Genomic DNA, 23,274 nt, shown 5'->3' with positions numbered 1-23,274 from the left:
ACATGAAACATAGTTTACTACTTGCTTTGTCTTTGCTAAGTTTTGGAGTTTATAGCCAGGAATACACAACGGCAGAAAATACTTCTTCTACTGTAAATGATACTGTAAAAAATAAAAAAGGAGAAATTCTTAATGAGGTATTAATTACACCAAATAAACCTAAAAAGCCTATTGAAGCAGCTCGTTCAGGTATTAAAGTTATGGACTTACCACAAAGCGTTCAGGTTATTGGTAGTGAAGTAATCGAACAGCAACAAGCAATAAGATTGAGTGAAGTAGTAAAAAATCTAAACGGTGTTTATGTAGGATCTGCACGTGGTGGTGCGCAGGAATCATTCTTTTCAAGAGGATATGATATGAGTGCCAATAATATGTTTAAAAATGGTTTCCGATATAATGCAGGTTCAATACCAGAAGTTTCCTCTTTAGAAAAAGTGGAATTTCTAAAAGGTAGTTCAGCTTTATTATACGGGAATGTTGCTCCGGGCGGAATCATGAATTTGGTTACTAAAACACCAAAATTCACAAGCGGTGGAGAAGTTTCTATGCAAATGGGAAGCTATTCTTACTACAAACCGTCTATTGATTTTTACGGACCATTAAATAAATCTATAGCATACAGATTTACCGGATCTTATGAAAACTCTGAAAGTTTTAGAGATTATGTGAAAAACGAGCGTATTTATATCAACCCGTCCTTTTTATTCCACCTTTCAGATAAATCCCAAATTACATTACAAGGGGATTATTTAAGTGCCGACTGGACTCCTGATTTTGGTACAGGTATTTATGGTAAAACAATTCTGGACTTGCCTCGTAACGAATTCTTCGGAGCACTTTGGTCAACCGCAAATACTAAATCTTCTAGTGCTTCCCTATTGTTTAATCACGATTTCAACAAAAACTGGAAATTAAATTTTAATTCTTCTTATCAATCTTACAGAAGAACACAAACCTCTACAGCGCAGCTAAGTACAATTGAAGCTAATGGAAACTGGAAACGTGGTTTAACAAAAGCTGACGGTGCCGAACAAATTTTTGGTGATCAAATAAGTTTACAAGGAAATTTTAAAACAGGAAGCATCAAACATCAAATATTTACCGGAGTAGATTACGAAAATTCACTTGCTCCAAATTATACTTTTGGATTCTTTGCTCCTGGAAAACCTGCAGACCTTTTAACAACAGAAGCTACCGCTATAAACTTATATACTTACGATTATAGCACACAAACTACTATTATTCCTTATCCAACAAGAACTACTCAATTAACCAGTACAGAAACGCAACGTTTTGGAGCCTATTTTCAAGATTTAGTTTCGATAAATCAATACATAAAAGTTCTGGCGGGATTACGTTGGTCATGGCAGCAAAGCGAAGCTACTACTACAAAAGAAGTGATAGAGAAAAAGAATAATGTAAATGTCATTACAACTGCTTACGAAGATGCACTACCTGTAACTGGTGCTAAAACTATAAACAAAGCTTTTTCACCTAAAGCAGGTTTAGTAGTACAACCTACTAAAGATTTGTCTTTGTTTGCAAGTTATTCAAATTCTTTTACTCCAAATACAGGGACAACCGTAGATTCAAAACCATTAGATCCATCAATTATAGATCAATATGAAGTTGGTGTGAAAAAAGATTTCTTTAGAGGCTTTTTGACAACAAACGTAACAGTATATCAAATTACAAATAATAATTTAGCACAAACGGCTCAATATTTATCAGACGGTGTTACACAAAACGTTAATACTAATTTAAAAGAATTAGTTGGAGCAACAAAAGGAAAAGGAGTTGAAATAGATATTACGGCGACACCTGTAGAAGGTTTGAACATTATGGCTGGTTATAGTTTTAATGAAACCAAAGTATCTAAATCATCTGGCACAAGCGGTAGCCTTGTTGTTGGAGATGTTTTAGCAAGAACTCCAAAAAATACTGCCAATTTGAGCTTTTTCTACAAATTACCTAGTGGTTTATTAAAAGGAGTGACTTTTGGAGCGATTGGAAATTATGTTGGTGACCGTACTGGAGGTTGGAATGATGATTATTTATGGACAGAAAACACACCTTCAACCAATCCAAAAACATATACGGTAACAATTAGAGATCGTGATATTCCTTTGGAAGGTTATGTTACTGTAGATGCTTCTCTTGGATATGAATGGAAAAAATTCTCAATCTTATGCAGATTATCAAACATAACAAACGAATTGAATTATACAGTTCACGAAAATTATAGTGTGAACCCTATCGCTCCTCGTCAAATCATGACAAGTTTACGATACAAGTTCTAAAAATTTGAATTAGATTTTTTATACCCAAAGCTTTTTCTGTCTATTCATTCTTTGAAAGCAGAAGAAGTTTTGGTTTTTAAATTTCAATAGAAACCTCATTTAGTAATAGATGAGGTTTTTTATTTTCTATTCAATACTTTTTTGTTTAAATTTGATTATTAACAACTGATAACCAATAATTTAAAACCGTATAAAATGAAAAAAAAGTTTATTATAATTGGCGTTTTTTCTGTGCTAATATTCAATTCGTGCAAAAAAGAAGAAAATAAAGAAGAGGCAAGAATACCCAAACAATATGCTGTAGAGGATTTTTATGACACCAAAGCAATTGGTGCAGCTGGTTTTAATAAGGATGAAACTAAAATTTTAATTAATAGTAATGTTACCGGAATTGCAAATCTGTATGAATTAAATCTTGCAGATACTACCTCTCTTGCACTTACAAAATCTAAAACAGAAAGCAATTATGCTGTTGATTATTTGCCTGGAAGTTCAAAATTTATTTATTCATCTGATAAAGGGGGAAATGAAAATACACACCTCTATCTAATGAATAGAAACGATGCTTCCGTAAAAGACATTACACCCTGGTCCAATAGCGCTAATAGTTTTGTTGGCTGGAGTCTCGATAAGAAAAATATGTACGTAAGCAGTAACAAGCGAGATGTAAAATATTTTGATATTATGAAATTGGACACACTTAGCTGGAAACCTACCATTTTATATAAAAACGAGACAGGTTTAACTCCATCGGTAATCAGTAAAACTGAAAGATATATAGCGTTAACAAAAGAAATTACAACAGATAAAAATGAACTGCATATTTATGATAGTAAAACCAAAACCACTAAAAAAATCAGTTCCGACAAAGAAGCTAGCTGGATTCCGATGGCTTTCGAAAAAAATGACAGTATCTTTTACTACTCAACGAACGATGATAGTCAATTTAGTTATTTGGTAAAATACAATTTAAACACAGGAAAATCTGAAAAAATTTTCGAAGACAAATGGGATGTGAATTATATGAGTCTAAGCGAAAATGAAAAATATCATATCGTTTTCATCAACGATGACGGTAAAAATAAGGTTATTCTTTTCGACCATAAAACTGGAAAAAAGATAGACTTTCCTGATTTGAAAGATGGCGATGTTCAAAACGTAATTATAGCTAACAGCGAAAACAAATTGTTACTAACAGTTGGAAGCAGTACCAGTTCGCCAAATTTATATGTATATGATATTCCTACTAAAACTTTAAAACAATTAACCTCAACCTTAAGCAAAAAAATTGATCAAAATGACCTTGTAAAAGCAGAAGTAGTCCGATTTAAATCTTTTGATGGAAAAGAAATCCCGGCAATTTATTACAAACCTTTACAGGCATCAGAAAACAGCAAGGTGCCAGCATTGATCTGGGTTCATGGTGGACCGGGGGGACAAAGCCGAATTGGATATTCAAACAGTATTCAATATTTAGTTAATCATGGTTATGCTGTTTTGGCGGTCAATAATCGGGGCAGCAACGGTTACGGAAAAACATTTTACAAACTAGACAACAAAGATCATAGCAACGGTGACCTGAAGGACTGTATTTGGGGTAAAAAATGGCTGGCACAACAAAATTATATCGATTCAACTTCAGTTGGTATTTATGGAGGAAGTTATGGTGGCTGCATGGTTTTAGGTGCGTTGGCATTTCATCCTGAGGAATTTAAAGTGGGTGTCAACTTGTTTGGTGTTGCCAACTGGATAAGAACTTTAAAAAGTATTCCGCCTTATTGGGAAGCCTTTCGTGTCGCACTATATGATGAATTAGGAGATCCGTATACTTCTGATAGTATACGCCTGAAAAAGATATCTCCATTATTTAATTATCAAAAAATAAACAAACCATTGCTCGTTTTTCAGGGCGCAAATGATGTCAGAGTCCTGCCTGTCGAAAGTGATGAAATAGTAGCCGGTGTGAAGAAAAATGGTGTTCCTGTAGAATATGTTGTTTATCCTGATGAAGGCCATGGTTTTCAGAAAAAAGAAAATCAAATCACTACATCAAAGAAAACACTCGCCTTTTTGGATAAATATCTGAAAGCAAAAAAATAAAACAAAACAGAATTCCAATTTACAAAACCTTTTAAAAACCTCATTTAGCAATAGATGAGGTTTTTTATTTTCAAAGAAGAAAGTGCTTTAAATATCTTTACTTTTGCCAAAACATTCTAATTTCAACAAAACAAAATTCTATGTCAGATTCCAAACCAAACCAATTAAAAAAAACGCTTGGATTAAGTTTTAATATCGCAGTATTAATTGGAGGAACGATTGGAGTTGGAATTTTGCGAACGCCTGGAACTATTGCCGGAATGTTAGATAATTACTGGCTTATAATTGCTTCCTGGCTTTTTGGCGGTTTATATGTTTTAATTGGTGCCAATTCGTATGCAGAGCTTGCTACTATGCTCCCAAAAGCTGGAGGATCTTACAATTATATTAAAAGAGCTTTTGGCGAATATGCCGGTTTTTTATCTGGGTGGTACGATTATATCTGCAATGCAATTCCGCCTGCATTTTATTGTATTGTCATTAGTGAATACATGATTATTTTGTTTCCTGCCCTTGCCAATTATTCAATGGTTATGGCTATTTCTTTATTGGCTGCTTTTGTATTAATTCATTTGAGTGGCGTTAAAAACGGAAGTACAATTCAACAAATTACAAGTTTGCTTAAAGTCATTTGTTTTGTAGCTTTGGTTGTGGCTTGTTTTATATATTCAGGTGTTGCCGTTCCGGTAATTAAAACAGATAATTCGTTTTTTCAAATCGGACTTTTATTTGGATTTTTTAAATCATTACAACTTATTATCGGAACTTATAATGGCTGGAACAGCGCTTGCTTTTTTGCCGAAGAAAATGATGATCCGGGTAAAAATATTCCGAAATCATTGTACAGTGGTGTTATTCTAGTTGTTGCCATCTATGTTTTAGTAAATGTGGCATTTTTTCATGTTTTACCAATTGCAACTTTAGCGAAATCAAATCTGGCTGCTGCCGATGTGGCCAAGATTCTTTTTGGAGAAAATGGCGCTATAATCGTAACGGTTATCTCTATTTTCTCTTTAATCAGTATCTTGAATGCTTTTATGATGATTCCGCCAAGAATTCTTTACGGATTAAGCCGTGATGGATTTTTTATTGAAAAAGGAACTATGGTTAATAAAGGCGGAACACCAATTGTGGCACTTTTAGTTTCATCATTTGTCAGCTTATTTTTAATATGCATTGGTTCTTTTGAAGTTTTGTTTTCCTTTGCTGCCTTTATCTCTATTATTGTTTGGGGATTGGCTTATTGTTCTCTGATAAAACTTAGAAAGTCAGAACCTGATTTACCAAGGCCATACAAATCATTTTGGTATCCATGGACGACATTTATTGCAATCATAGCTTCTATCGCATTATTGATGGGATTTATTTACAGTGATCCTAAAAGCTTTATTATTATTGTGGGAATTACGATTGTTTCTTATCCTTTATTTTTGGTTTTGAGGAAGAAGAAGTAAAAGCAATTTTTTTTAAAATAGCACTTAATATTTAATGGCCGCGAATTGACGAATTATTTCTTTCAATTGCCATAGTTTTTGTCATTTCGAGGAACGAGAAATCACATCCAGGGAGCGACGCACTGCATGGTTACGTTATGTGATTTCTCGTTCCTCGAAATGACAACCAAAAAGAAAGAGACTGTCTTTTGGACAGCCTCTTTCTTTTCTATATTATAAAAATATCTTATTTCAAACCAGCAATACTCTGCTCGATTGTAGCAATCTTCGCCAAAGCATCCGCTTCTTTTTGTCTTTCGTTAACCAAAACTTTTTCTGGTGCTCCGGCAACAAATTTTTCGTTAGACAATTTTGCCTGAACTGATTTCAAGAAACCTTGCGTATAAACCAACTCTGCAGTTAGTTTTGCAATTTCAGCTTCAACATCAATATTTCCTCCTGAAATCGGAATGAAATATTCATTTGATTTTACACGGAAAGATAATGCGCCGTCAACTTTAGCCGAAACATATTCGAAAGCTGAAATATTTCCTAATTTCGTTACGATTGAATCAAAATAAGTTGTGATATTCTCGCTGTTGATTGCTTTCAATTCGATAGCATCCTTAAAAGGAATATTTTTATCTTTTCTGATCGTTCTGATTCCTGAAATCACTTCGATTGTACTTTCAAAATCAGCAATTAAACTCGCATTGAATGGTTTTAATTCTGGCCAGGTTGAAACAATTAAGGCCTCTTCCGGAGTTCTGTCAGCAATTAAATGCCAAATTTCCTCAGTTAAGAAAGGCATAAACGGATGCAACAATTTCAGGTTACTTTCTAACATTTCAATCGCTTTATCAAACGTTACCTTATCAATTGGTTGTTGATATGCCGGTTTGATCATCTCTAAAAACCAAGAACAGAAATCATCCCATACCAATTTATAAATCGCCATTAATGAATCTGAAATTCTGTATTTCTCAAAATTATCTTCAATATCAACTAAAGTTTGTTGCAATTTCGCCTCGTACCATTCAATCGCTACTTTTGATGATTCTGGTTGTGGAATAGTTTCTGAAACTTCCCATCCTTTAATCAATTTAAATGCATTCCAAATCTTGTTTGAAAACGCTTTTCCTTGATTACATAATTCTTCATCAAACATAATGTCATTTCCTGCAGAAGCACTTAAAAGCAATCCTACACGAACACCATCTGCACCAAATTTCTCAATTAAATCTAAAGGATCAGGAGAATTTCCTAATGATTTAGACATTTTACGACGTTGTTTATCACGAACTAAACCAGTCAAATATACATTTGTAAATGGTTTTTCACCAGCATATTCGTAACCAGCAATAATCATTCTGGCAACCCAGAAAAATAAAATATCCGGACCAGTTACCAAGTCATTTGTTGGATAATAATATTTATAATCAGCACTTTCAGGATCCATTATTCCGCCAAAAACCGACATCGGCCATAGCCAGGATGAAAACCAGGTGTCTAAGGCATCAACATCTTGCTTCAGGTTAGAAGTTGTAAGTTCTGGGTTATTCGTTCTTTCTTTGGCTAAAACTAGTGCATCTTCGATGCTTTCTGCAACTACGAAATCTTCTTTTCCATCTCCATAATAATATGCCGGAATTTGTTGTCCCCACCATAATTGGCGAGAGATATTCCAATCGCGAATATTATTCAACCAGTGTGCATACGTATTTTCGAAACGTTTTGGATGCAATTTAATATCGCCGTCAACCAATACAGATTGAATTGCCGGTTTAACTAAATCTTCCATTTTCAAAAACCACTGATCTGATAATCTTGGTTCGATTACCGCTTTAGTTCTTTCGGATGTTCCAACTTTATTTAAGTGGATTTCAGTCTTCGCCAAAGCTCCAGTTTCTTCTAATTCTTTTGCAATTTCAGTACGAACCACAAAACGATCTTTTCCCTGATAATGTAATCCGAAGCTATTTAGTGTTGCATCTTCATTAAAAATATCAACGATTTCAAGATTGTGTTTCTCTCCCAGCGTTTTATCATTCATATCGTGCGCCGGAGTCACTTTCAAACATCCGGTTCCGAATTCTACATCTACATATTCATCTTCGATAATCGGAATTACTCTTCCACAAATTGGAACGATTGCTTTCTTTCCTTTTAAATGTGTAAAACGCTCATCATTTGGATTGATACAAATGGCAGTATCTCCAAAAATAGTTTCCGGACGTGTTGTTGCAATCGTTAAGAAATCTTCTGAATCTTCAATTTTATATTTTAAGAAAAATAATTTTCCTTGTTGTTCTTCGTAAATAACTTCTTCGTCAGAAAGCGTTGTTTTAGCTTCAGGATCCCAGTTTACCATTCGGTATCCTCTATAAATCAAACCTTTGTTATATAAATCAACAAACGATTTAATTACAGACGCCGACATATCAGGATCCATAGTAAATTTGGTTCTTTCCCAGTCGCAGGAAGCTCCTAATTTTTTAAGCTGATCAAGTATAACTCCACCGTACTTATCTGTCCATTCCCATGCGTGTGCCAAAAATTCTTCACGAGTTAAATCATTTTTATTGATTCCTTCCGCTTTTAATTTTGCTACAACTTTAGCCTCAGTTGCGATTGATGCGTGATCCGTTCCCGGAACCCAGCATGCGTTGAAACCTTTAAGACGTGCTCTACGAATTAAAACATCCTGAATTGTATTGTTCAGCATATGCCCCATGTGAAGGACCCCTGTCACGTTTGGCGGTGGAATTACAATTGTATAAGGTGTTCTATGATCTGGCTCCGAATGAAAATAGTTATTTTTCATCCAGTAATCATACCATTTATTTTCGATCGTTTTAGCGTCAAATTGTGCTGGAATTGTCATTTTATCGTGGATATGTTTAATCGTTAATTTGTTTAATCGTTAATCTGTTTTACCATTTTTCTTAATCGTTATCAATGAATAAATTAAACGATTAAACAGTTAAACAAATAAACCAGAAAAACTTTGGTTTAATTTTTGTAATTATAATTGACAGCAAAAGTAAATAATTAAAGACACTATAAAAAGCGAATTAATAATTTGTGTGTTAATTAAAAGAATGTATATTTACTTACAACTTAAAATAATTTCAAAATGAAAAATGTTGCCTCTTTTATTGCAATCGTATTGTTTAGCGCAATGGGTTACGCACAAAATGGTCCGAAAATTGAATTTGCGGCTCAGGACAATACGATTGATTATGGAAAAATTTCTAAGAGTGATAATGCAGTTCGTTCATTCGAATTCACCAACACTGGAGATGCTCCATTGATAATTACTGGTGCAGAATCTACAGTAAGTTCTATCGTAGTTACAAAACCAGCAACTGCTATTTTACCAGGAAAAAAAGGAAAAATTGATGTGAAATATAATATGGCCGCTGGCCCTATTCGTAAAACCATCACTGTTGAAACCAATGCAGTGAATTATCCTGATGGTCGTGTAGCCTTAAAAATTAAAGGTGAAGTTTTATAAAAAAAACAATTTAAACTAAATAGTAAAGCCGTTTCATATGAAACGGCTTTTTTTATTGTATTTTTTCTTTACTTATTTTGATTTATTCGTACACTCAACAGTTGTGAATTTATATTTCACATTTTCGAAATCTATTGGTTTATCTTTTACCAAATAAGTAACTCCCATTGTCGTCTGCATGGTTCCGTTTCCTAAGATAAGTTGATTATCTCGTTTTAAAAGTGCCATCGGATTTTTGAATTTTGTGTTTTTATTTTTAGTATCTGTAAATGTATAGTCAACAAACAAGGTATCCCCTTTAAATTCTCCTGCTACTTCACCAGTTCGTTCCGGTGCATTAGCAACTTTCATCACCATATCTCCGGATATCTTTCCGTTTTTTAATGTGTTTACTTTTAAATCAATCGTATCTTTTTCATATATCGCCTTATAACACTGAGAACTTACAACTTTTTCGCCTTCAGCTTTAGCGGCTTCAATTTCTTTTTGTTTTTCATCATTTTTACAACTTTGGAATCCAATACAAGTAATCACCAGGCATAATGCGATTATTTTTTTCATAATTTAATTTTTAAGTTCATTCTTATCCTATAAAAATAAAAAAAAAAGAAGCCAAAAAAAAGGCTTCTTAATTAAAATTGTTTTTTTTTGATCAAATGAATTTTATAACTTCTTAATTACAAATTCACTTCTTCGGTTTAATTCATGATCTTCTTCTGAACACGCTTCATCTGTTTTACATTTGATAATTGGCACAGATTCTCCATAACCTTTAGATGAAACTCTGCTTGCATTGATACCAGACTGAATAATAAATTCTCTGGTCGAATTGGCTCTTTTTTGAGATAGTTCTTCATTGAATTTAGCATTTCCACGTGAATCGGTATGGGATCCAATTTCGATTACCATTCCCGGATATTTATTCATTAAAGCCACAACCCTGCCTAAGACAACTTTCGATTCTTTACGGATATACCACATATTATAATCGAAATAAATCGGATCCGTTTTAATGATTAATCGGTCCTTATCTTTTACGACATCTTTTTCCTGTGCCATAATTTGAGCCTCTTTTTCTTTTTTCTTCACTTCTCCTGCTGCAATTTCATCGGCTTTAGCCTTTTTTGTTGCTTCATTTAAAGCGATAAGAGCCAGAGCTTCTTTATCTCTTTTCTCTTTTTCCAAACGAATTTCCTCTTTTCTCTTATCCTCTGCATTTTTCTGTTCTTCCAATTTAATGGCATTTAAAGATTTTAGTGCCAATGAGCCATCGTTCGTTATATTTCTGGTTTTCCCGATTTCCAAAGTTCTTGACTCGTTGGTGTATTTTTCTTTAAAAGCAACAATTGTATAAGAGCTCTCACAGGCAACAGTGAAACTAAATTGCCCATCTGCAGAAGTCGTAATTGTATTCAAAGTCTTTTTAGCAGAATCCTGCAGCATTACAGTCGCATTTTCAAGTACTAATTTAGTATCAACATCTGTAATTGTTCCGGCAATAAACTGTTTGCAATCTTCAACAATTAAATCTTTAATTTCCTTGAATTGATAAATATCATCACTTCCTTTTCCGCCATCTCTGTTGGATGCAAAATATCCTTCTTTGGTATCTGAATCAATATTAAAAGAGAAATCATCCAAATTAGAGTTTAATGGCAAACCAATATTAACAGGTTCTGAATATTCATTTCCGTTAATATCTGAAACAAAAACATCCAAAGACCCGTAACCTAAATGTCCATCAGAAGAAAAATAAAGTTTGTTATCATTTGAGACAAAAGGAAATTGTTCTCTTTTATCTGTATTGACAAGTGGCCCTAGATTTTTTGGTGTATCAAATGCTCCCTTATTGACATTTACTGAATAAATATCAAAAGAACCCAGACTTCCAGGCATATCAGAAGCAAAATACAATACTTTTTCATCAGCGCTAAGAGCAGGATGTTCTACAGAATAATTCGGACTGTTGAACGGAAGTGCTGTAATATTAGTCCATTTTCCATCAATTAATTCAGCTTTAAAAATCTGAAGATTCGAAATTTTCTCGTCATTTTTCTTTTTACTTCCGTTTTTAGAATTATTACGAGTAAAATACATTGTTTTACTATCTTTAGTAAAAACGGCATTTGCTTCGTGCATTCCGGTTTTTAATTCCTGCGCAAAATAAGTCAAATTGGTTTCCGAAGCATTTATTTCATTCAATGGAATACTAACCATATTCAAATAAGTCTCATTATCCCATTTAAACTTTTTATCAAACAAACCCGGTTTTAATTTTACTCCGGCAAAAACTAAATTCCCTTTATATTTTACAGCCCCAAACTCTGAATTTGGAGTATTGATTGCGAGATTTTTAATCTCAAACCGGTTTCCAATTGCAGAAACATTTTCTAATTCGTGAAGTTCTTTTTCAAAATAGATGGAATCTTTACCATTTGTTGCAGTACTATAATATTTCTTTAATGCCGCATTAGCATCCGCAGGACTGTTTGTAGCTTTTAACGTTTGAGCATATCTGAAATAATAATTTCGATCTAAATCTTTGTTATAACTATTTATTAAAAGTCTATAATAACGTTGTGCTTTTACTAAATCATTGGTATAATAATAGGAATCTGCCAGGTTTTTAATTACCTCTTGTGAAGGTTTTTCTTCAGCTAATTTTTCATATAAAATAATGGCTTCGCTATAAAATGTCTTATCAAAAAATCTTTTGGCTCTGGCCAAATCCTTATCCTGAGCGTTTATAAACTGTATTGAAAATACGAATATAATAACAAGTAGTTTTTTCATATTTTTCATTTTAAAAGAATCTTGGTGATTTATCATATCCTTTTCCTAATAAATCTAAATCAAACAGCAACATAATTTCATGTGTTCCCGAATTGAATTGTCCCAGATTTGAAAGCGTATAATCGTATGCATAACCAATTCTTAAAGAAGGTGTAACATTAATATTTGCCAAAGCACTGAAGGAATCATTTATCCTGTAAGCTGCACCTAGTTCAAACTTCTCATTATACAAAACATTTGCCGTAATATCTACAGCCACTGGTGCGCCTTTTACAAATTTTGCCATTGATGCAGGTTTGATTTTCCACATATCGTTTAACTGAAAAACATACCCACCAGTTAAATAGGTGTGAATTTCTTCAGATCCATAAGCGTTTAGTCCTGACTTTTCTTCGATTTGTTTCGACTTCAATAAATTTGGAGCAGACAATCCTATATAAAAATTATCTCTAAAATAATACGCCCCTATTCCAATATTTGGCTTGGTTACATTGATATCTTCTGCGAAAGCAGCATCAGTAGCTGCATTTCCGCTTTGTAAAAGAAAGCCATTAAAATTGCTTTGCAAGGCTGAGAATCCCGCTTTAAGACCAAGCGAAAGTTTATTTTTTCCACCTAAATTAAGGACATAAGCAAAATCAGCATAAACATTATTTTCTTTTTTGGCTCCGTCTCCAATATCATCAGATACTAAAGATAAACCCACTTCGATTTTATCACTTAAGGCAGTATGTCCGAAAAATGTAAACGTTTTTGGTGCTCCGATAGCGCCAACCCATTGTGTTCTGTACAAGCCTCCGAAATTCATCATCAAAGGAGTTCCGGTAGCATATGCCGGATTAATTACACTCATATTATACATATAATGGGTGTATTCTGGATCTTGTTGCGCCGAGGCGGTGGTTATATAAAAGAGAAAACTTATAAAGAGTATTATTTTTTTCATTTGAAAATTATATTAAATAATGTAAAACGGAATTATCGATTTAAATAAAGGCGTCCCTGTTTAGGAGGTGTGTTGCCTTTATTAAAATGGATAACATAAAAATAAACTCCATTTGGTGCAGTGCCGTGGTTAAGCCCCTGTGTTTCATAATTTATTCCGTCCCAGCCCGGTTTGTCTTTTCCTCCCCTGTACATTCCGTTCCCGTATCTATTGAAAATTTCGATTTGGTAATCCGGAAATAAAAAGTCAATATTCGTAATAACAAATACATCATTCACACCATCGCCATTAGGAGAAAATCCATCCGGAATAAAGAAATCTGGTGGTACAACATCGCAATCTGTTAATGATACGGTAACTTCGGTATAATCATAGGATAGACAACCTTCTGTTGAGAAATCAAAGGCGTAATATTTTCTTTGATCAACCAAGGCAGTTGTGGGTGGTAATACATATCCTTTTTCCGGAGCATCGTACCAGACAACTGATGAAGGTACGTTTGTATTATTTGATAAATCTGCAAGTGTTGGTGCATCCAATCCGCAGAAATTTTGTCCCTCGGGATTTAGTTCCGGAGCCGGAGTATCTTTTAATGTCACGGTAATCATCGTTGCCGATGACGTACAATTTAAAGTTGTTTCTGTTACATAATAATTTTCTTCTTTTAAAAGATAAGTATTGGCAAGAGGAGTTGTTAAAGTCGGTGAATTATACCATTTGTATTGTGTTCCTTTTGGTTCTAAACTGGCAATTGTAGCCCGATCAGACTTGCAAAAAGACAGATCCCCTGCCGTTGGTGCAACTGGAATAGGATTTAATAAAAAAGGATCTGCTACACCTGTTACGTTTATGCCACATGTCGTGGAATTATTTGTCAAATTTGTTACATTTATTGTTGTAGATCCTGTGTTTATAAGTAAACCCGCGGGAACTACAAAACTTGCACTACCATTTGTTGCAGTTAAAGTGACTGTCTGTACTGCTGCCAGATTACTTCCTGTTAGCACATAAGACAATGTAACATCCGTTAAACTTCCTAATCCTGAAACTGAAGCTGTAACAGGTGATCCAAAACAAAAATCATTAATTTGGATTCTTAAAGTGGGTACATTAGGAAGTGGATTTATAAGAATTGTACCTTTTAAATCTGCACTGTTTGTACATTGTGAAATTACATGAGTAATATTAGTAATCTTAATTTCTCCTGTACCACTTTGCGAATTCAAAATCCCAGGCATTGTAAAACTTGCACTTCCACCTGCAAATGTAACTCTTGCTATTTGGGAAGATGCATTATTAGCACCTGAGATATTATATACAATATCATAATCTCCATCTATAATTCTTGCTGCATCAGAAATATTAACTAATGTATTGCTATTTTGACAAGTTGTTATAGGGGCAATTTTTGCGCCTGTTAAATCGGGAATTGGATATATACTTAGTACATCTGATAAATTGTTGATGATATTTTTACAAGCCCTTTCGCTATTTGCAGAATATATATCATTAATACTTACAGTAAAATTTCCAACCCTTTGAAAATATTCTGAATTTATTGGAAAAATAAGTACGCCATTCGTAAAATTTGCCATTATCGTTTCTGATCCGCCATTTGGTCCGGAAACATTAAAGGAGACATAATAATTATCATTAGGAATAGTTGTAGCTCCTTTAGTAATAGTTACAGAATAAGTAGCGGTTGGGATTTCTGTTTCGCATATATCAGAATCAACTGTAACTTTGGCACCTGTAAAATCAAGTTTTCGCTCAAGCCTAATCCTAATCATGGTCGATGCATTTGAACAAATTGGGTTTGTTGAAGCCACATTGTAAGTAAAAAAGTAATCCCCTGCTCCCAATCTGTTGAATATTTTTTGTATATCAATAGTATGATCTCCAACAGTGGTTAATTCTCCGGTATTGCTATTATCTCTCCACACGCCACCTGCATCTTCTCCGGAAAGTGAATTAAACAAATCATAATCTGTATAAGCCGTTAAACCATCGCTCCCACATAATGATACTCCATTAGCTGTTCCTGACTCAGGTGCCCTGAAAACAGTAACCTTTGCGGTTGATGACATGGCAGGACAAGTACCAATAGCAGGCATCGTATAAGTAAACTGAAAAGTTCCACGCAAATTTTTTACAGGAAGATTGGGACCAATATTTTGATTTGTAGTATCATTATGCCATTGTCCGTTAGAATGCGGTGCTAAATATTCACCATCAAAAGCTGAGAAAAGATTAAAAGTCTCAATAGCACTACAAACAGAAACATTTGGAGATGAAACTCCTGAGTATCCTCCTATTGTTACTCTGACCGTGGCAGAATTATCCGGACAAAGCCCAAAACCTTCAACAGTGTAAGTATAATTAAAAGTCCCACTACGACGAATAAGATGTGCATTTAAAATTCCGGTAGTTGCATTTAGCCCTCCTGAACCGTTATCATCAGTCCATTCCCCTCCTGTCAGAGGCAAACCTTGTAATGCCGCAAATAAATCTACAGTTTGGCTGGCAGGATCAGGAATGTTACAAACTGTAATTGCTCCATCATCACCGGCACATTGTGCAAAAGTTGTCGAAGGAAAAAACGAAAGAAAGACGAAAAACAAAATTACTCGTAAGAAATTAGTGTATTTTTCAACCATAAACTATTAATTTGTTGGCAAACTTAATAAATATTAACGCTGGAGAGGTAGTATTTTTTTAAAACAACGAAATTTTAGTAAAATTCAACCAAAATATAAAAATATTATTGATAATCACGATTTTAATATAAAAAAGCACGTTTTTTTCAAATGTAATTTCTTACAATTCATCTTCCAGTTTAAACCTGAATTTTAAAATTAAACTATTACGTTCTACCTCCAATGTAATCCACACATCTTCTTCCGATTTTAATAACATATTTATTTGCTGTAATGAATATTTGTATGGTGTAGTCTGATTAATGCTGACAATAATATCCCCAGCTTTTAAACCGCATTTTTCTGCTGCAGAATGTTTACGGATATTTACGATTTCATAAACAGGTTTTAATGAAAACTTATATCTGAAATCATTATTCTTACTATCATTAAAACCAGCCTCACTTGGTGAAGTAACCACTCGAACGGTTTCTAAATGAACAGTTTCCTGCACCCATTGCAAGCCATTATGTTGTACAGTTATACCACTTTTATTATAGGTAAAAGGTTCTGAAAACTTACTATTTTTTTTAAGAAACATCTTTTTATCCGCATAGTCTAAAATAACAGTAAATCGTTTTAAAACTTCACCACCTACTGAACCAATGCGTCCCGGAACCATTCTGACGTTTCTAATAGAGGTTGAATCAGGAAAAGCAACTATTGGATTCTTAAAATCAAATTCATCAACAGAAAACTTCTTAATCTTAGCCCGATGACCTTCTACATCACCACTAAATCCTTTTCCTAAAAAATCAGGAAAATTCTTTTTAGGCAATTTAATTTTGTTGTTGTCAAAAATCCAGAAAGCATCACTATTACCAATATCAATTAATAATTTAGCAGGAATGTTAACACTATCAACAACAGCATTTGCAAGAATATAAGGCTTCGCCCTTTCGATAGTTATAGGAACTGTCTTGAATTTTTTGTCTATCCTCTTTTGATTTTTTTCGTTGTTGGTGTGTATAATGACTTTTTTCTTCTGATAATTAATTTCAACTAAATTATTTTTAAAAAATTGATATCCAATAATACCATTTACAGGAATTCCGATATGAGAAGACAAGTTAAAATTTTGATCTAAAATAATATACAACAAATGATTATGAGATCTTAACCCATGTGTTTCTAATGTATTATTGGTTGATTTTAGCCCCTCGATTTCTTCTTCACTTCCTAATCCCCTTAACTTTATCTTCTCTACATTTTTAAAGCTAACCTCCTTTTTCTCTTCCATACTAAACAAGATGGTTTCCTCGACTCCTGAATCTAACAGGAAATTCAATTCGATTCCATTGACTTTTATCGGAATAAAAACAAGATTATTAATGAGTTTAAAAGGTATGACTACCTTGGTTCTGTGGTCTTCAATCGAGAAATCTTCCTGAGCTAAAAGTAAAAAAGGTGTGAAAAGCCCAAAAAACAACATAAAATATTTTTTCATTGATAATATTTTAGGATAAAATTAATAAAAATATTGATAATTGTTACATTTTCGTAACACCCAATAATGTTTACGTTAAATTGGAAAAAAAAATGCAAATTTGCACTTCAATAATAAAGCTCATGCCAACAATTTCACACAAAGGCAGAAACATGCCCGAATCACCGATACGCAAACTTGCTCCTTATGCAGACATTGCAAAACAAAAAGGACATAAAGTGTATCACTTAAATATTGGTCAACCGGATATCAAAACACCCGAAGTGGCCATCGAGGCGGTAAAAAATATTGATTTAACTATTATAGAATACAGTCCGTCTGCCGGATATGAAAGTTATAGAAAAAAATTAGCAAAATTTTACCAACGTCAAAACGTAAATGTTAACTCAGAAGATATCATTGTTACAACTGGTGGTTCTGAAGCCTTATTATTTGCACTGGCCACAATTACAGACCCAGGAGATGAAATCATTATTCCTGAACCTTTTTATGCTAATTATCATGCGTTTGCATCATCAACAAGTGCAACTGTAGTCCCTGTAATTTCAACTATAGAAAGTGCATTTGCTTTGCCTAGTATTGATATGGTTGAAAAATTGATCACACCAAAAACGAAAGCCATTTTAATCTGTAATCCTGGAAACCCAACAGGTTATTTATACTCTGAAGCCGAAATTAAACAATTAGCAGGTTTAATCAAAAAACACGATTTGTATTTAATTGCAGATGAAGTTTATCGTGAATTCTTATACGATGGAGATGACGTTCATTTTTCTGTAATGAATCTCGAAGATGTACAACAGAATGTAATCATGGTTGACTCTGTTTCAAAACGTTACAGTATGTGTGGCGCTAGAATTGGTTGTTTGGTTACTAAAAATAAAGACGTTTTAGCTACTGTAATGAAATTTGCCCAGGCACGTTTGAGTCCGCCAACTATCGAACAAATTGCTTGTGAAGCTGCTATAGATACACCTCAAAGCTATTTTGACGAAGTAATATCAGAATATAAAAGCCGTCGCGATACTTTAATTACTGAATTAAATAAAATTGAAGGTGTAATCGTAACAAAGCCAAAAGGTGCATTTTATTGTATTGCTCAATTACCAATTGACAATTCAGAAGACTTTGCACAATGGCTTTTAGAAAGTTACGATCTTAATGGCGAAACTGTAATGGTTGCTCCGGCTGCCGGTTTTTACTCAACTCCGGGAATGGGATTGAATCAGGTAAGAATTGCTTATGTTTTAAACAAAGCAGATTTAATTAAAGCTGTAAACGTTTTAAAAGAAGCACTTTTAGTTTATAATAAAAGATAAAAAAGTCAAAAATATTTATTTCAAAATCTGTTTTAACTTAATTGTTGAAACAGATTTTTTTTTGCTCTGTGTTTTTCTAAAATAAATCTGTAAAAAAGTTTTGATCTAATTAGTTCTTAGTAAATTAGCTATTGAATCATAGGCTTTTGCGAATGAAAAAGTTAATTATAATATCATTTCTCTTTCTAACATCAGCATCATTTACTATTAATAAAAATAGTTTAGATGCAGAAAATTGCCTTAAAATTAAATCTGCTTTTAGTTTTAAAAATGAGGGTATAGAATATTATCGAAAAAAAATTAACCGCGCTTTTTCACTATTAAAAAAACAAAAAAAGAAGATTGATTTAGAACTCAATAAAAACGAAAAAGTACAAATTCTTTCCATCGCTTTTCCGGAAATTCTAAGATACAATTCTTACTCTGACTATCTGGAGACATCATCAAACAAAATTTTATATGTGAATGAAGGAAAGACTGCATCTGATTTTTCAACTGGTTATTTTCAGATGAAACCTTCCTTTTTAGAGGATTTAGAAAACTATGTGGCCAATACAGAAAGTTTGAAGCTATATAATTGGATTCTTATTCAAAAGAAAAATGAAACAGAAGCCAGAAAAGAGAGAATAAACCGGTTAGGAAATTTTCAGTGGCAACTTCGATATCTAAAAGTATTCTGGTATGTTGCTGAATATAAATATCAAAATATCGATTTTAAAACTACACAAGACAAAATTCGATTTTTTGCAACTGCTTATAACTATGGATTTACTAAACCCGAAAAAGAAATAACAAAATACCAATCTGTAAAAAAATTTTCTCCTGAAGAAAAACATAATGCTGAAAGATTTGCATTTGCAGATTTTTCAATTGATTTTATAAATACGTACTCCTATTTTTTTAATCAGTAAGCACAAATAAATGAAAACACTAGATTAAAAAATATATAAGTAGCGCTAATTTAAACTATATCCAAAAAGGATCAATTAAATAGTAAAAACGATAGAAAAGGTTTCCTTTTTATTAATTATCTTTACCGCCTTAAAAAGATATACCCATTATAATAGTAGTTTTTAATGACAAATAACGAAGATTTTTTAGACGAAATAGGAGACAATCATTTTAGCAGCAACGCGAAAAACCCTGTAAGACAGGATGCTTTTGACTTAACAGATGATGAAAAAATAGAAAAAATAAAAAAAGATGTCGAAAACATTCTACAAACTCTTGGAATGGATTTGACGGATGACAGCATAAAAGGCACTCCAAATAGAGTAGCAAAAATGTTTGTAAAGGAGATTTTTGGTGGCTTAAACCCTTCAAAACAACCAAAAGCTTCTACTTTTGACAATAATTACAAATACGGTGAAATGTTAGTAGAGAAAAACATCACTGTTTATTCTACCTGCGAACACCACTTACTACCAATTATTGGCAGAGCCCATGTAGCTTATATTTCCAGCGGAAGAGTTATCGGTTTATCTAAAATGAACCGTATTGTAGAATATTATGCAAAAAGACCTCAGGTTCAGGAGCGTCTGACAATGCAAATTGTTCAGGAATTACAAAAAGCTTTAGGTACTGAAGATGTTGCCTGCGTTATAGACGCTAAACACCTTTGTGTAAATTCAAGAGGAATTAAAGATATCGAAAGCAGTACCGTAACGTCTGAATTTGGTGGGAAATTCAAAGATCCTCAGACAAAAAGAGAATTCTTGGATTATATCAAATTAGACACGCAATTTTAATCGTTAATTACTTCAACGATTAAACAAATCAACAATTAAACGATTAAATAATAAACTAAACATGCCTTTATATACAAGTCAACATCTAAAAATATACAATTCACTTTCGGGTGAAAAAGAAAATTTCAACCCAATTCATGAAGGAAATGTTGGAATGTATGTTTGCGGACCTACAGTTTATAGCAATGTACACTTAGGAAATGTGAGAACTTTTATGTCTTTTGACGTTATATTCAGGTATTTTTTACATCTTGATTATAAAGTTCGTTATGTACGTAATATTACGGATGTTGGTCATATTGTAGACGATGTTGATGAAGGTGAAGATAAAATCGCCAAAAAAGCACGTTTAGAACAACTCGAACCAATGGAAGTTGTACAGCGCTATACCGTAGATTTTCATGACATTTTAAAGTCATTCAATTTTCTGCCGCCAAGTATAGAGCCAACAGCAACTGGTCATATTATTGAACAAATCGAAATAATTAAAAAAATTATCGATACCGGAATTGGTTATGAAGCCAACGGATCTGTTTATTTTGATGTTGTAAAATATAACGAAACCAACAATTACGGAGTTTTAAGTGGCCGAAATATCGAAGATATGTTAGCCAATACCCGCGATCTTGATGGTCAGTCAGACAAAAGAAATCCGCAGGATTTTGCCCTTTGGAAAAAAGCAGAACCGGAACATATCATGAGATGGCCTTCACCCTGGAGCGATGGTTTTCCGGGATGGCATCTTGAATGTACTGCTATGAGCACTAAATACCTTGGAAATCACTTTGATATTCACGGTGGAGGAATGGATTTAAAATTTCCACATCATGAATGTGAAATCGCCCAAAATGAAGCTTGTACAGGTCAGTCTCCGGTAAATTATTGGATGCACGCCAATATGCTTACATTAAACGGAAAGAAAATGGCAAAATCGACTGGGAATAATATTTTGCCAGGTGAAATTTTAAGCGGAGAAAATAACATTTTAAGTAAAGCTTTCTCGGCATCTGTAACACGATTTTTTATGTTACAGGCACATTACAGAAGTATCTTAGATTTTTCTGATGATGCGATTGTAGCTGCCGAAAAAGGATATAAACGATTAATTGAAGCTGTTGACTCTTTATCAGGAATTAAGGCAAGCGCAACAAGTTCAATTAATGTTTCATCTTGGAAACAATTGTGTTACGACGCTATGAACGACGATTTCAATACGCCAATTTTAATTGCGCAATTATTTGAAGCCGTTCGTTATATCAATTTATTGAAAGAAGGAAAAGAAACCATTTCTGCCGAAGATTTAAAAACATTTACAACTGCAATTAATGCTTTTGTTTTTGACGTTTTAGGCTTAAGCGATGACAAAGCTGCTGACAGTAATAATGATAAATTAGAAGGTGTTGTAAACATGCTTATTGCAATGAGAAATCAGGCAAGAGCTGATAAAAACTTTGCACTTTCTGACCAAATTCGTGATCAATTGATTGGTTTAGGCATACAATTGAAAGACGGAAAAGAAGGCACAAGCTTTTCAATATAACCTATTCATTTCTAATAAATCATGAAAGTAATTACTCCATTTGTTTTATTAGTACGCTTTTATCAAAATGCCATTTCGCCATTTACACCAGCGTCATGCCGCTTCGAGCCAACATGTTCAAGTTACATGATTGAAGCATTGCAAAAACATGGATTATTTTATGGCGGTTACTTAGGAATGAAACGTATTTTGAGTTGCCACCCCTGGGGAAGAACAGGCTACGATCCCGTTCCTGAAAAGAAATGTTCGCATAAACATTAACTTTTAATAAAGACTTACTCTGCTTTAAATATTTATTTTTACAACCAATAAAAAAATACAATACTATATGACACACGCCTTAAACCTCGTTTGGAACCCTTCAGAAGGAATCAATTTAGGATTTTTTATGATTCGCTATTACAGTCTAATGTTTGTAATTGCTTTTGGTTTAGGATGGTACCTAATGAAAAAGATCTTCGAACGCGAAAATGAATCAATTGATAAATTAGATTCTTTATTTGTTTGGACCGTTTTAGCTACTTTAGCAGGCGCACGTCTAGGACATGTTTTCTTTTATGATTGGGAGTATTTTAGAAATCATTTACTTGAAATCTTTTTACCTTTTAGATTTGAACCAAAATTTGAATTTACAGGTTTCCAAGGCTTAGCAAGCCATGGGGCAGCAATTGCAATTATTATTGCAATGTACTATTACAGCAAAAAGATTTTAAAACGCCCTTTATTATGGATTTTAGACCGCGTGGTTATTCCAGTAGCAAGCGGCGCAATCTTCGTTCGTCTAGGAAATTTCTTCAACTCTGAAATTATTGGGCACGAGACCACTTCTGCATTTGGAATTCGTTTTTTACACGACAAATTTAGCAAGGGTGAAGCTGTTAACGCAACTCAAATTGCAGATCCTAAAGAAGCTTATAATGCAATTGCACACAATCCAAAATTTGCCGAGTTATTAGCCCAGGTTCCTGCAAAGCACCCAACACAACTGTACGAAGGATTTTGTTATATTTTTGTATTTGCCATTTTATTCTTCTTATACTGGAAAACAAACGCAAGACTTAAATCAGGATTATTATTCGGATTATTTCTAGTACTTTTATTTGTTGTACGTTTCATTGTCGAGTTCGTAAAAGAAAGCCAAGGTGGAATTGAAGAAGAATTAGGCTATTTCTCAACCGGACAATGGCTAAGTATACCTTTTATCATTATCGGTCTTTTCTTTATAATCAGAGCACAAAGAAACCCTTTAGCAACAGCTTAAAAATTACATTTCGATATATAAAAATGCCCGATTATTAAATCGGGCATTTTTTTGCATTAAACTAAACGTATAGCTTACTAGTTTCCAATTCTTAATAATTCCTATCTATATTTTTAGAAGCAGAAAGTCGTCGTTTCCAAAAGAATGTTCAGTCCCGCTATCCGCTATATCTTT

General features: G+C 33.4%; 16 protein-coding genes. 10 read left to right on the top strand and 6 right to left on the bottom strand.

Annotation, left to right across the window (positions count from 1 at the left end; translation table 11 throughout):
- The first annotated feature begins 2 nt into the window (after positions 1–2).
- From AC6CH4_RS14115 to AC6CH4_RS14105, 3 genes are all read left to right on the top strand, one after another.
- Positions 3–2,300 (top strand): TonB-dependent siderophore receptor, encoded by a 2,298-nt coding sequence (locus AC6CH4_RS14115; protein ID WP_498103940.1) that lies wholly within the window; start codon positions 3–5, stop codon positions 2,298–2,300.
- Between the two features lie 195 nt (positions 2,301–2,495).
- Positions 2,496–4,400, top strand: coding sequence for a S9 family peptidase (locus AC6CH4_RS14110; RefSeq protein WP_498103938.1), 1,905 nt, complete (start codon positions 2,496–2,498; stop codon positions 4,398–4,400).
- A gap of 140 nt (positions 4,401–4,540) precedes the next feature.
- Complete coding sequence (locus AC6CH4_RS14105) at positions 4,541–5,854, top strand: APC family permease (RefSeq protein ID WP_498103936.1); 1,314 nt, start codon at positions 4,541–4,543, stop codon at positions 5,852–5,854.
- A 226-nt stretch (positions 5,855–6,080) separates the two neighbouring features.
- Here the strand turns inward: AC6CH4_RS14105 and AC6CH4_RS14100 are convergent, their stop codons facing one another.
- Complete coding sequence (locus AC6CH4_RS14100; RefSeq protein ID WP_498103934.1) at positions 6,081–8,717, bottom strand: valine--tRNA ligase; 2,637 nt, start codon at positions 8,715–8,717, stop codon at positions 6,081–6,083.
- 252 nt (positions 8,718–8,969) lie between these two features.
- On the opposite strand from AC6CH4_RS14100, the gene AC6CH4_RS14095 reads away from it, so the two are divergent.
- A complete protein-coding gene (locus AC6CH4_RS14095) occupies positions 8,970–9,350 on the top strand; it encodes a DUF1573 domain-containing protein (protein ID WP_498103932.1) in 381 nt (126 codons plus the stop codon).
- Positions 9,351–9,422: 72 nt separating this feature from the next.
- Here the strand turns inward: AC6CH4_RS14095 and AC6CH4_RS14090 are convergent, their stop codons facing one another.
- From AC6CH4_RS14090 to AC6CH4_RS14070, 5 genes are all read right to left on the bottom strand, one after another.
- Positions 9,423–9,911 (bottom strand): hypothetical protein, encoded by a 489-nt coding sequence (locus tag AC6CH4_RS14090; protein ID WP_498103930.1) that lies wholly within the window; start codon positions 9,909–9,911, stop codon positions 9,423–9,425.
- A 102-nt stretch (positions 9,912–10,013) separates the two neighbouring features.
- Positions 10,014–12,143 (bottom strand): OmpA family protein, encoded by a 2,130-nt coding sequence (locus tag AC6CH4_RS14085; protein WP_498103928.1) that lies wholly within the window; start codon positions 12,141–12,143, stop codon positions 10,014–10,016.
- Between the two features lie 10 nt (positions 12,144–12,153).
- Positions 12,154–13,089, bottom strand: coding sequence for a PorP/SprF family type IX secretion system membrane protein (locus AC6CH4_RS14080; RefSeq protein ID WP_498103926.1), 936 nt, complete (start codon positions 13,087–13,089; stop codon positions 12,154–12,156).
- A 32-nt stretch (positions 13,090–13,121) separates the two neighbouring features.
- Positions 13,122–15,746, bottom strand: a complete 2,625-nt coding sequence (locus tag AC6CH4_RS14075; protein ID WP_498103924.1) for a gliding motility-associated C-terminal domain-containing protein — start codon at positions 15,744–15,746, stop codon at positions 13,122–13,124.
- Between the two features lie 160 nt (positions 15,747–15,906).
- A complete protein-coding gene (locus AC6CH4_RS14070) occupies positions 15,907–17,232 on the bottom strand; it encodes a PDZ domain-containing protein (protein WP_498103922.1) in 1,326 nt (441 codons plus the stop codon).
- Between the two features lie 122 nt (positions 17,233–17,354).
- On the opposite strand from AC6CH4_RS14070, the gene AC6CH4_RS14065 reads away from it, so the two are divergent.
- The 6 genes from AC6CH4_RS14065 (at position 17,355) to lgt (ending at position 23,100) form a co-directional block, all read left to right on the top strand.
- Complete coding sequence (locus AC6CH4_RS14065) at positions 17,355–18,551, top strand: pyridoxal phosphate-dependent aminotransferase (protein WP_498103920.1); 1,197 nt, start codon at positions 17,355–17,357, stop codon at positions 18,549–18,551.
- Positions 18,552–18,703: 152 nt separating this feature from the next.
- Entirely contained in the window at positions 18,704–19,462 is a 759-nt protein-coding gene (locus AC6CH4_RS14060; RefSeq protein ID WP_498103918.1) for a hypothetical protein, read from the top strand.
- A gap of 165 nt (positions 19,463–19,627) precedes the next feature.
- A complete protein-coding gene (gene folE, locus AC6CH4_RS14055) occupies positions 19,628–20,299 on the top strand; it encodes a GTP cyclohydrolase I FolE (RefSeq protein ID WP_492965399.1) in 672 nt (223 codons plus the stop codon).
- A gap of 61 nt (positions 20,300–20,360) precedes the next feature.
- Positions 20,361–21,839 carry a cysteine--tRNA ligase gene (gene cysS / locus AC6CH4_RS14050; protein ID WP_498103916.1) on the top strand — a complete coding sequence of 493 codons (1,479 nt, stop codon included), beginning with the start codon at positions 20,361–20,363 and terminating at the stop codon, positions 21,837–21,839.
- Between the two features lie 21 nt (positions 21,840–21,860).
- The gene (yidD, locus tag AC6CH4_RS14045; protein WP_056186540.1) at positions 21,861–22,100 is read left to right on the top strand and encodes a membrane protein insertion efficiency factor YidD; all 240 of its coding nucleotides are present in this window, start codon (positions 21,861–21,863) and stop codon (positions 22,098–22,100) included.
- A gap of 67 nt (positions 22,101–22,167) precedes the next feature.
- Complete coding sequence (gene lgt, locus AC6CH4_RS14040) at positions 22,168–23,100, top strand: prolipoprotein diacylglyceryl transferase (RefSeq protein ID WP_498103914.1); 933 nt, start codon at positions 22,168–22,170, stop codon at positions 23,098–23,100.
- Positions 23,101–23,274 lie beyond the last annotated feature (174 nt).

Source organism: Flavobacterium sp. GQ95, from assembly GCF_059758655.1.
The sequence above is the reverse complement of the archived record's forward strand: the minus strand, read 5'-3'. Positions and strand labels throughout refer to the sequence as shown.

Bases quoted from the DNA above. Each gene is read 5' to 3' on its own strand.
- AC6CH4_RS14070 (WP_498103922.1), bottom strand. From the start codon at position 17,232: ATGAAAAAATATTTTATGTTGTTTTTTGGGCTTTTCACACCTTTTTTA.
- AC6CH4_RS14075 (WP_498103924.1), bottom strand. From the start codon at position 15,746: ATGGTTGAAAAATACACTAATTTCTTACGAGTAATTTTGTTTTTCGTC.
- AC6CH4_RS14060 (WP_498103918.1), top strand. From the start codon at position 18,704: ATGAAAAAGTTAATTATAATATCATTTCTCTTTCTAACATCAGCATCA.
- lgt (WP_498103914.1), top strand. From the start codon at position 22,168: ATGACACACGCCTTAAACCTCGTTTGGAACCCTTCAGAAGGAATCAAT.
- AC6CH4_RS14095 (WP_498103932.1), top strand. From the start codon at position 8,970: ATGAAAAATGTTGCCTCTTTTATTGCAATCGTATTGTTTAGCGCAATG.
- AC6CH4_RS14065 (WP_498103920.1), top strand. From the start codon at position 17,355: ATGCCAACAATTTCACACAAAGGCAGAAACATGCCCGAATCACCGATA.
- AC6CH4_RS14085 (WP_498103928.1), bottom strand. From the start codon at position 12,143: ATGAAAAAACTACTTGTTATTATATTCGTATTTTCAATACAGTTTATA.
- AC6CH4_RS14080 (WP_498103926.1), bottom strand. From the start codon at position 13,089: ATGAAAAAAATAATACTCTTTATAAGTTTTCTCTTTTATATAACCACC.
- AC6CH4_RS14110 (WP_498103938.1), top strand. From the start codon at position 2,496: ATGAAAAAAAAGTTTATTATAATTGGCGTTTTTTCTGTGCTAATATTC.
- cysS (WP_498103916.1), top strand. From the start codon at position 20,361: ATGCCTTTATATACAAGTCAACATCTAAAAATATACAATTCACTTTCG.
- folE (WP_492965399.1), top strand. From the start codon at position 19,628: ATGACAAATAACGAAGATTTTTTAGACGAAATAGGAGACAATCATTTT.
- yidD (WP_056186540.1), top strand. From the start codon at position 21,861: ATGAAAGTAATTACTCCATTTGTTTTATTAGTACGCTTTTATCAAAAT.
- AC6CH4_RS14090 (WP_498103930.1), bottom strand. From the start codon at position 9,911: ATGAAAAAAATAATCGCATTATGCCTGGTGATTACTTGTATTGGATTC.
- AC6CH4_RS14105 (WP_498103936.1), top strand. From the start codon at position 4,541: ATGTCAGATTCCAAACCAAACCAATTAAAAAAAACGCTTGGATTAAGT.
- AC6CH4_RS14115 (WP_498103940.1), top strand. From the start codon at position 3: ATGAAACATAGTTTACTACTTGCTTTGTCTTTGCTAAGTTTTGGAGTT.
- AC6CH4_RS14100 (WP_498103934.1), bottom strand. From the start codon at position 8,717: ATGACAATTCCAGCACAATTTGACGCTAAAACGATCGAAAATAAATGG.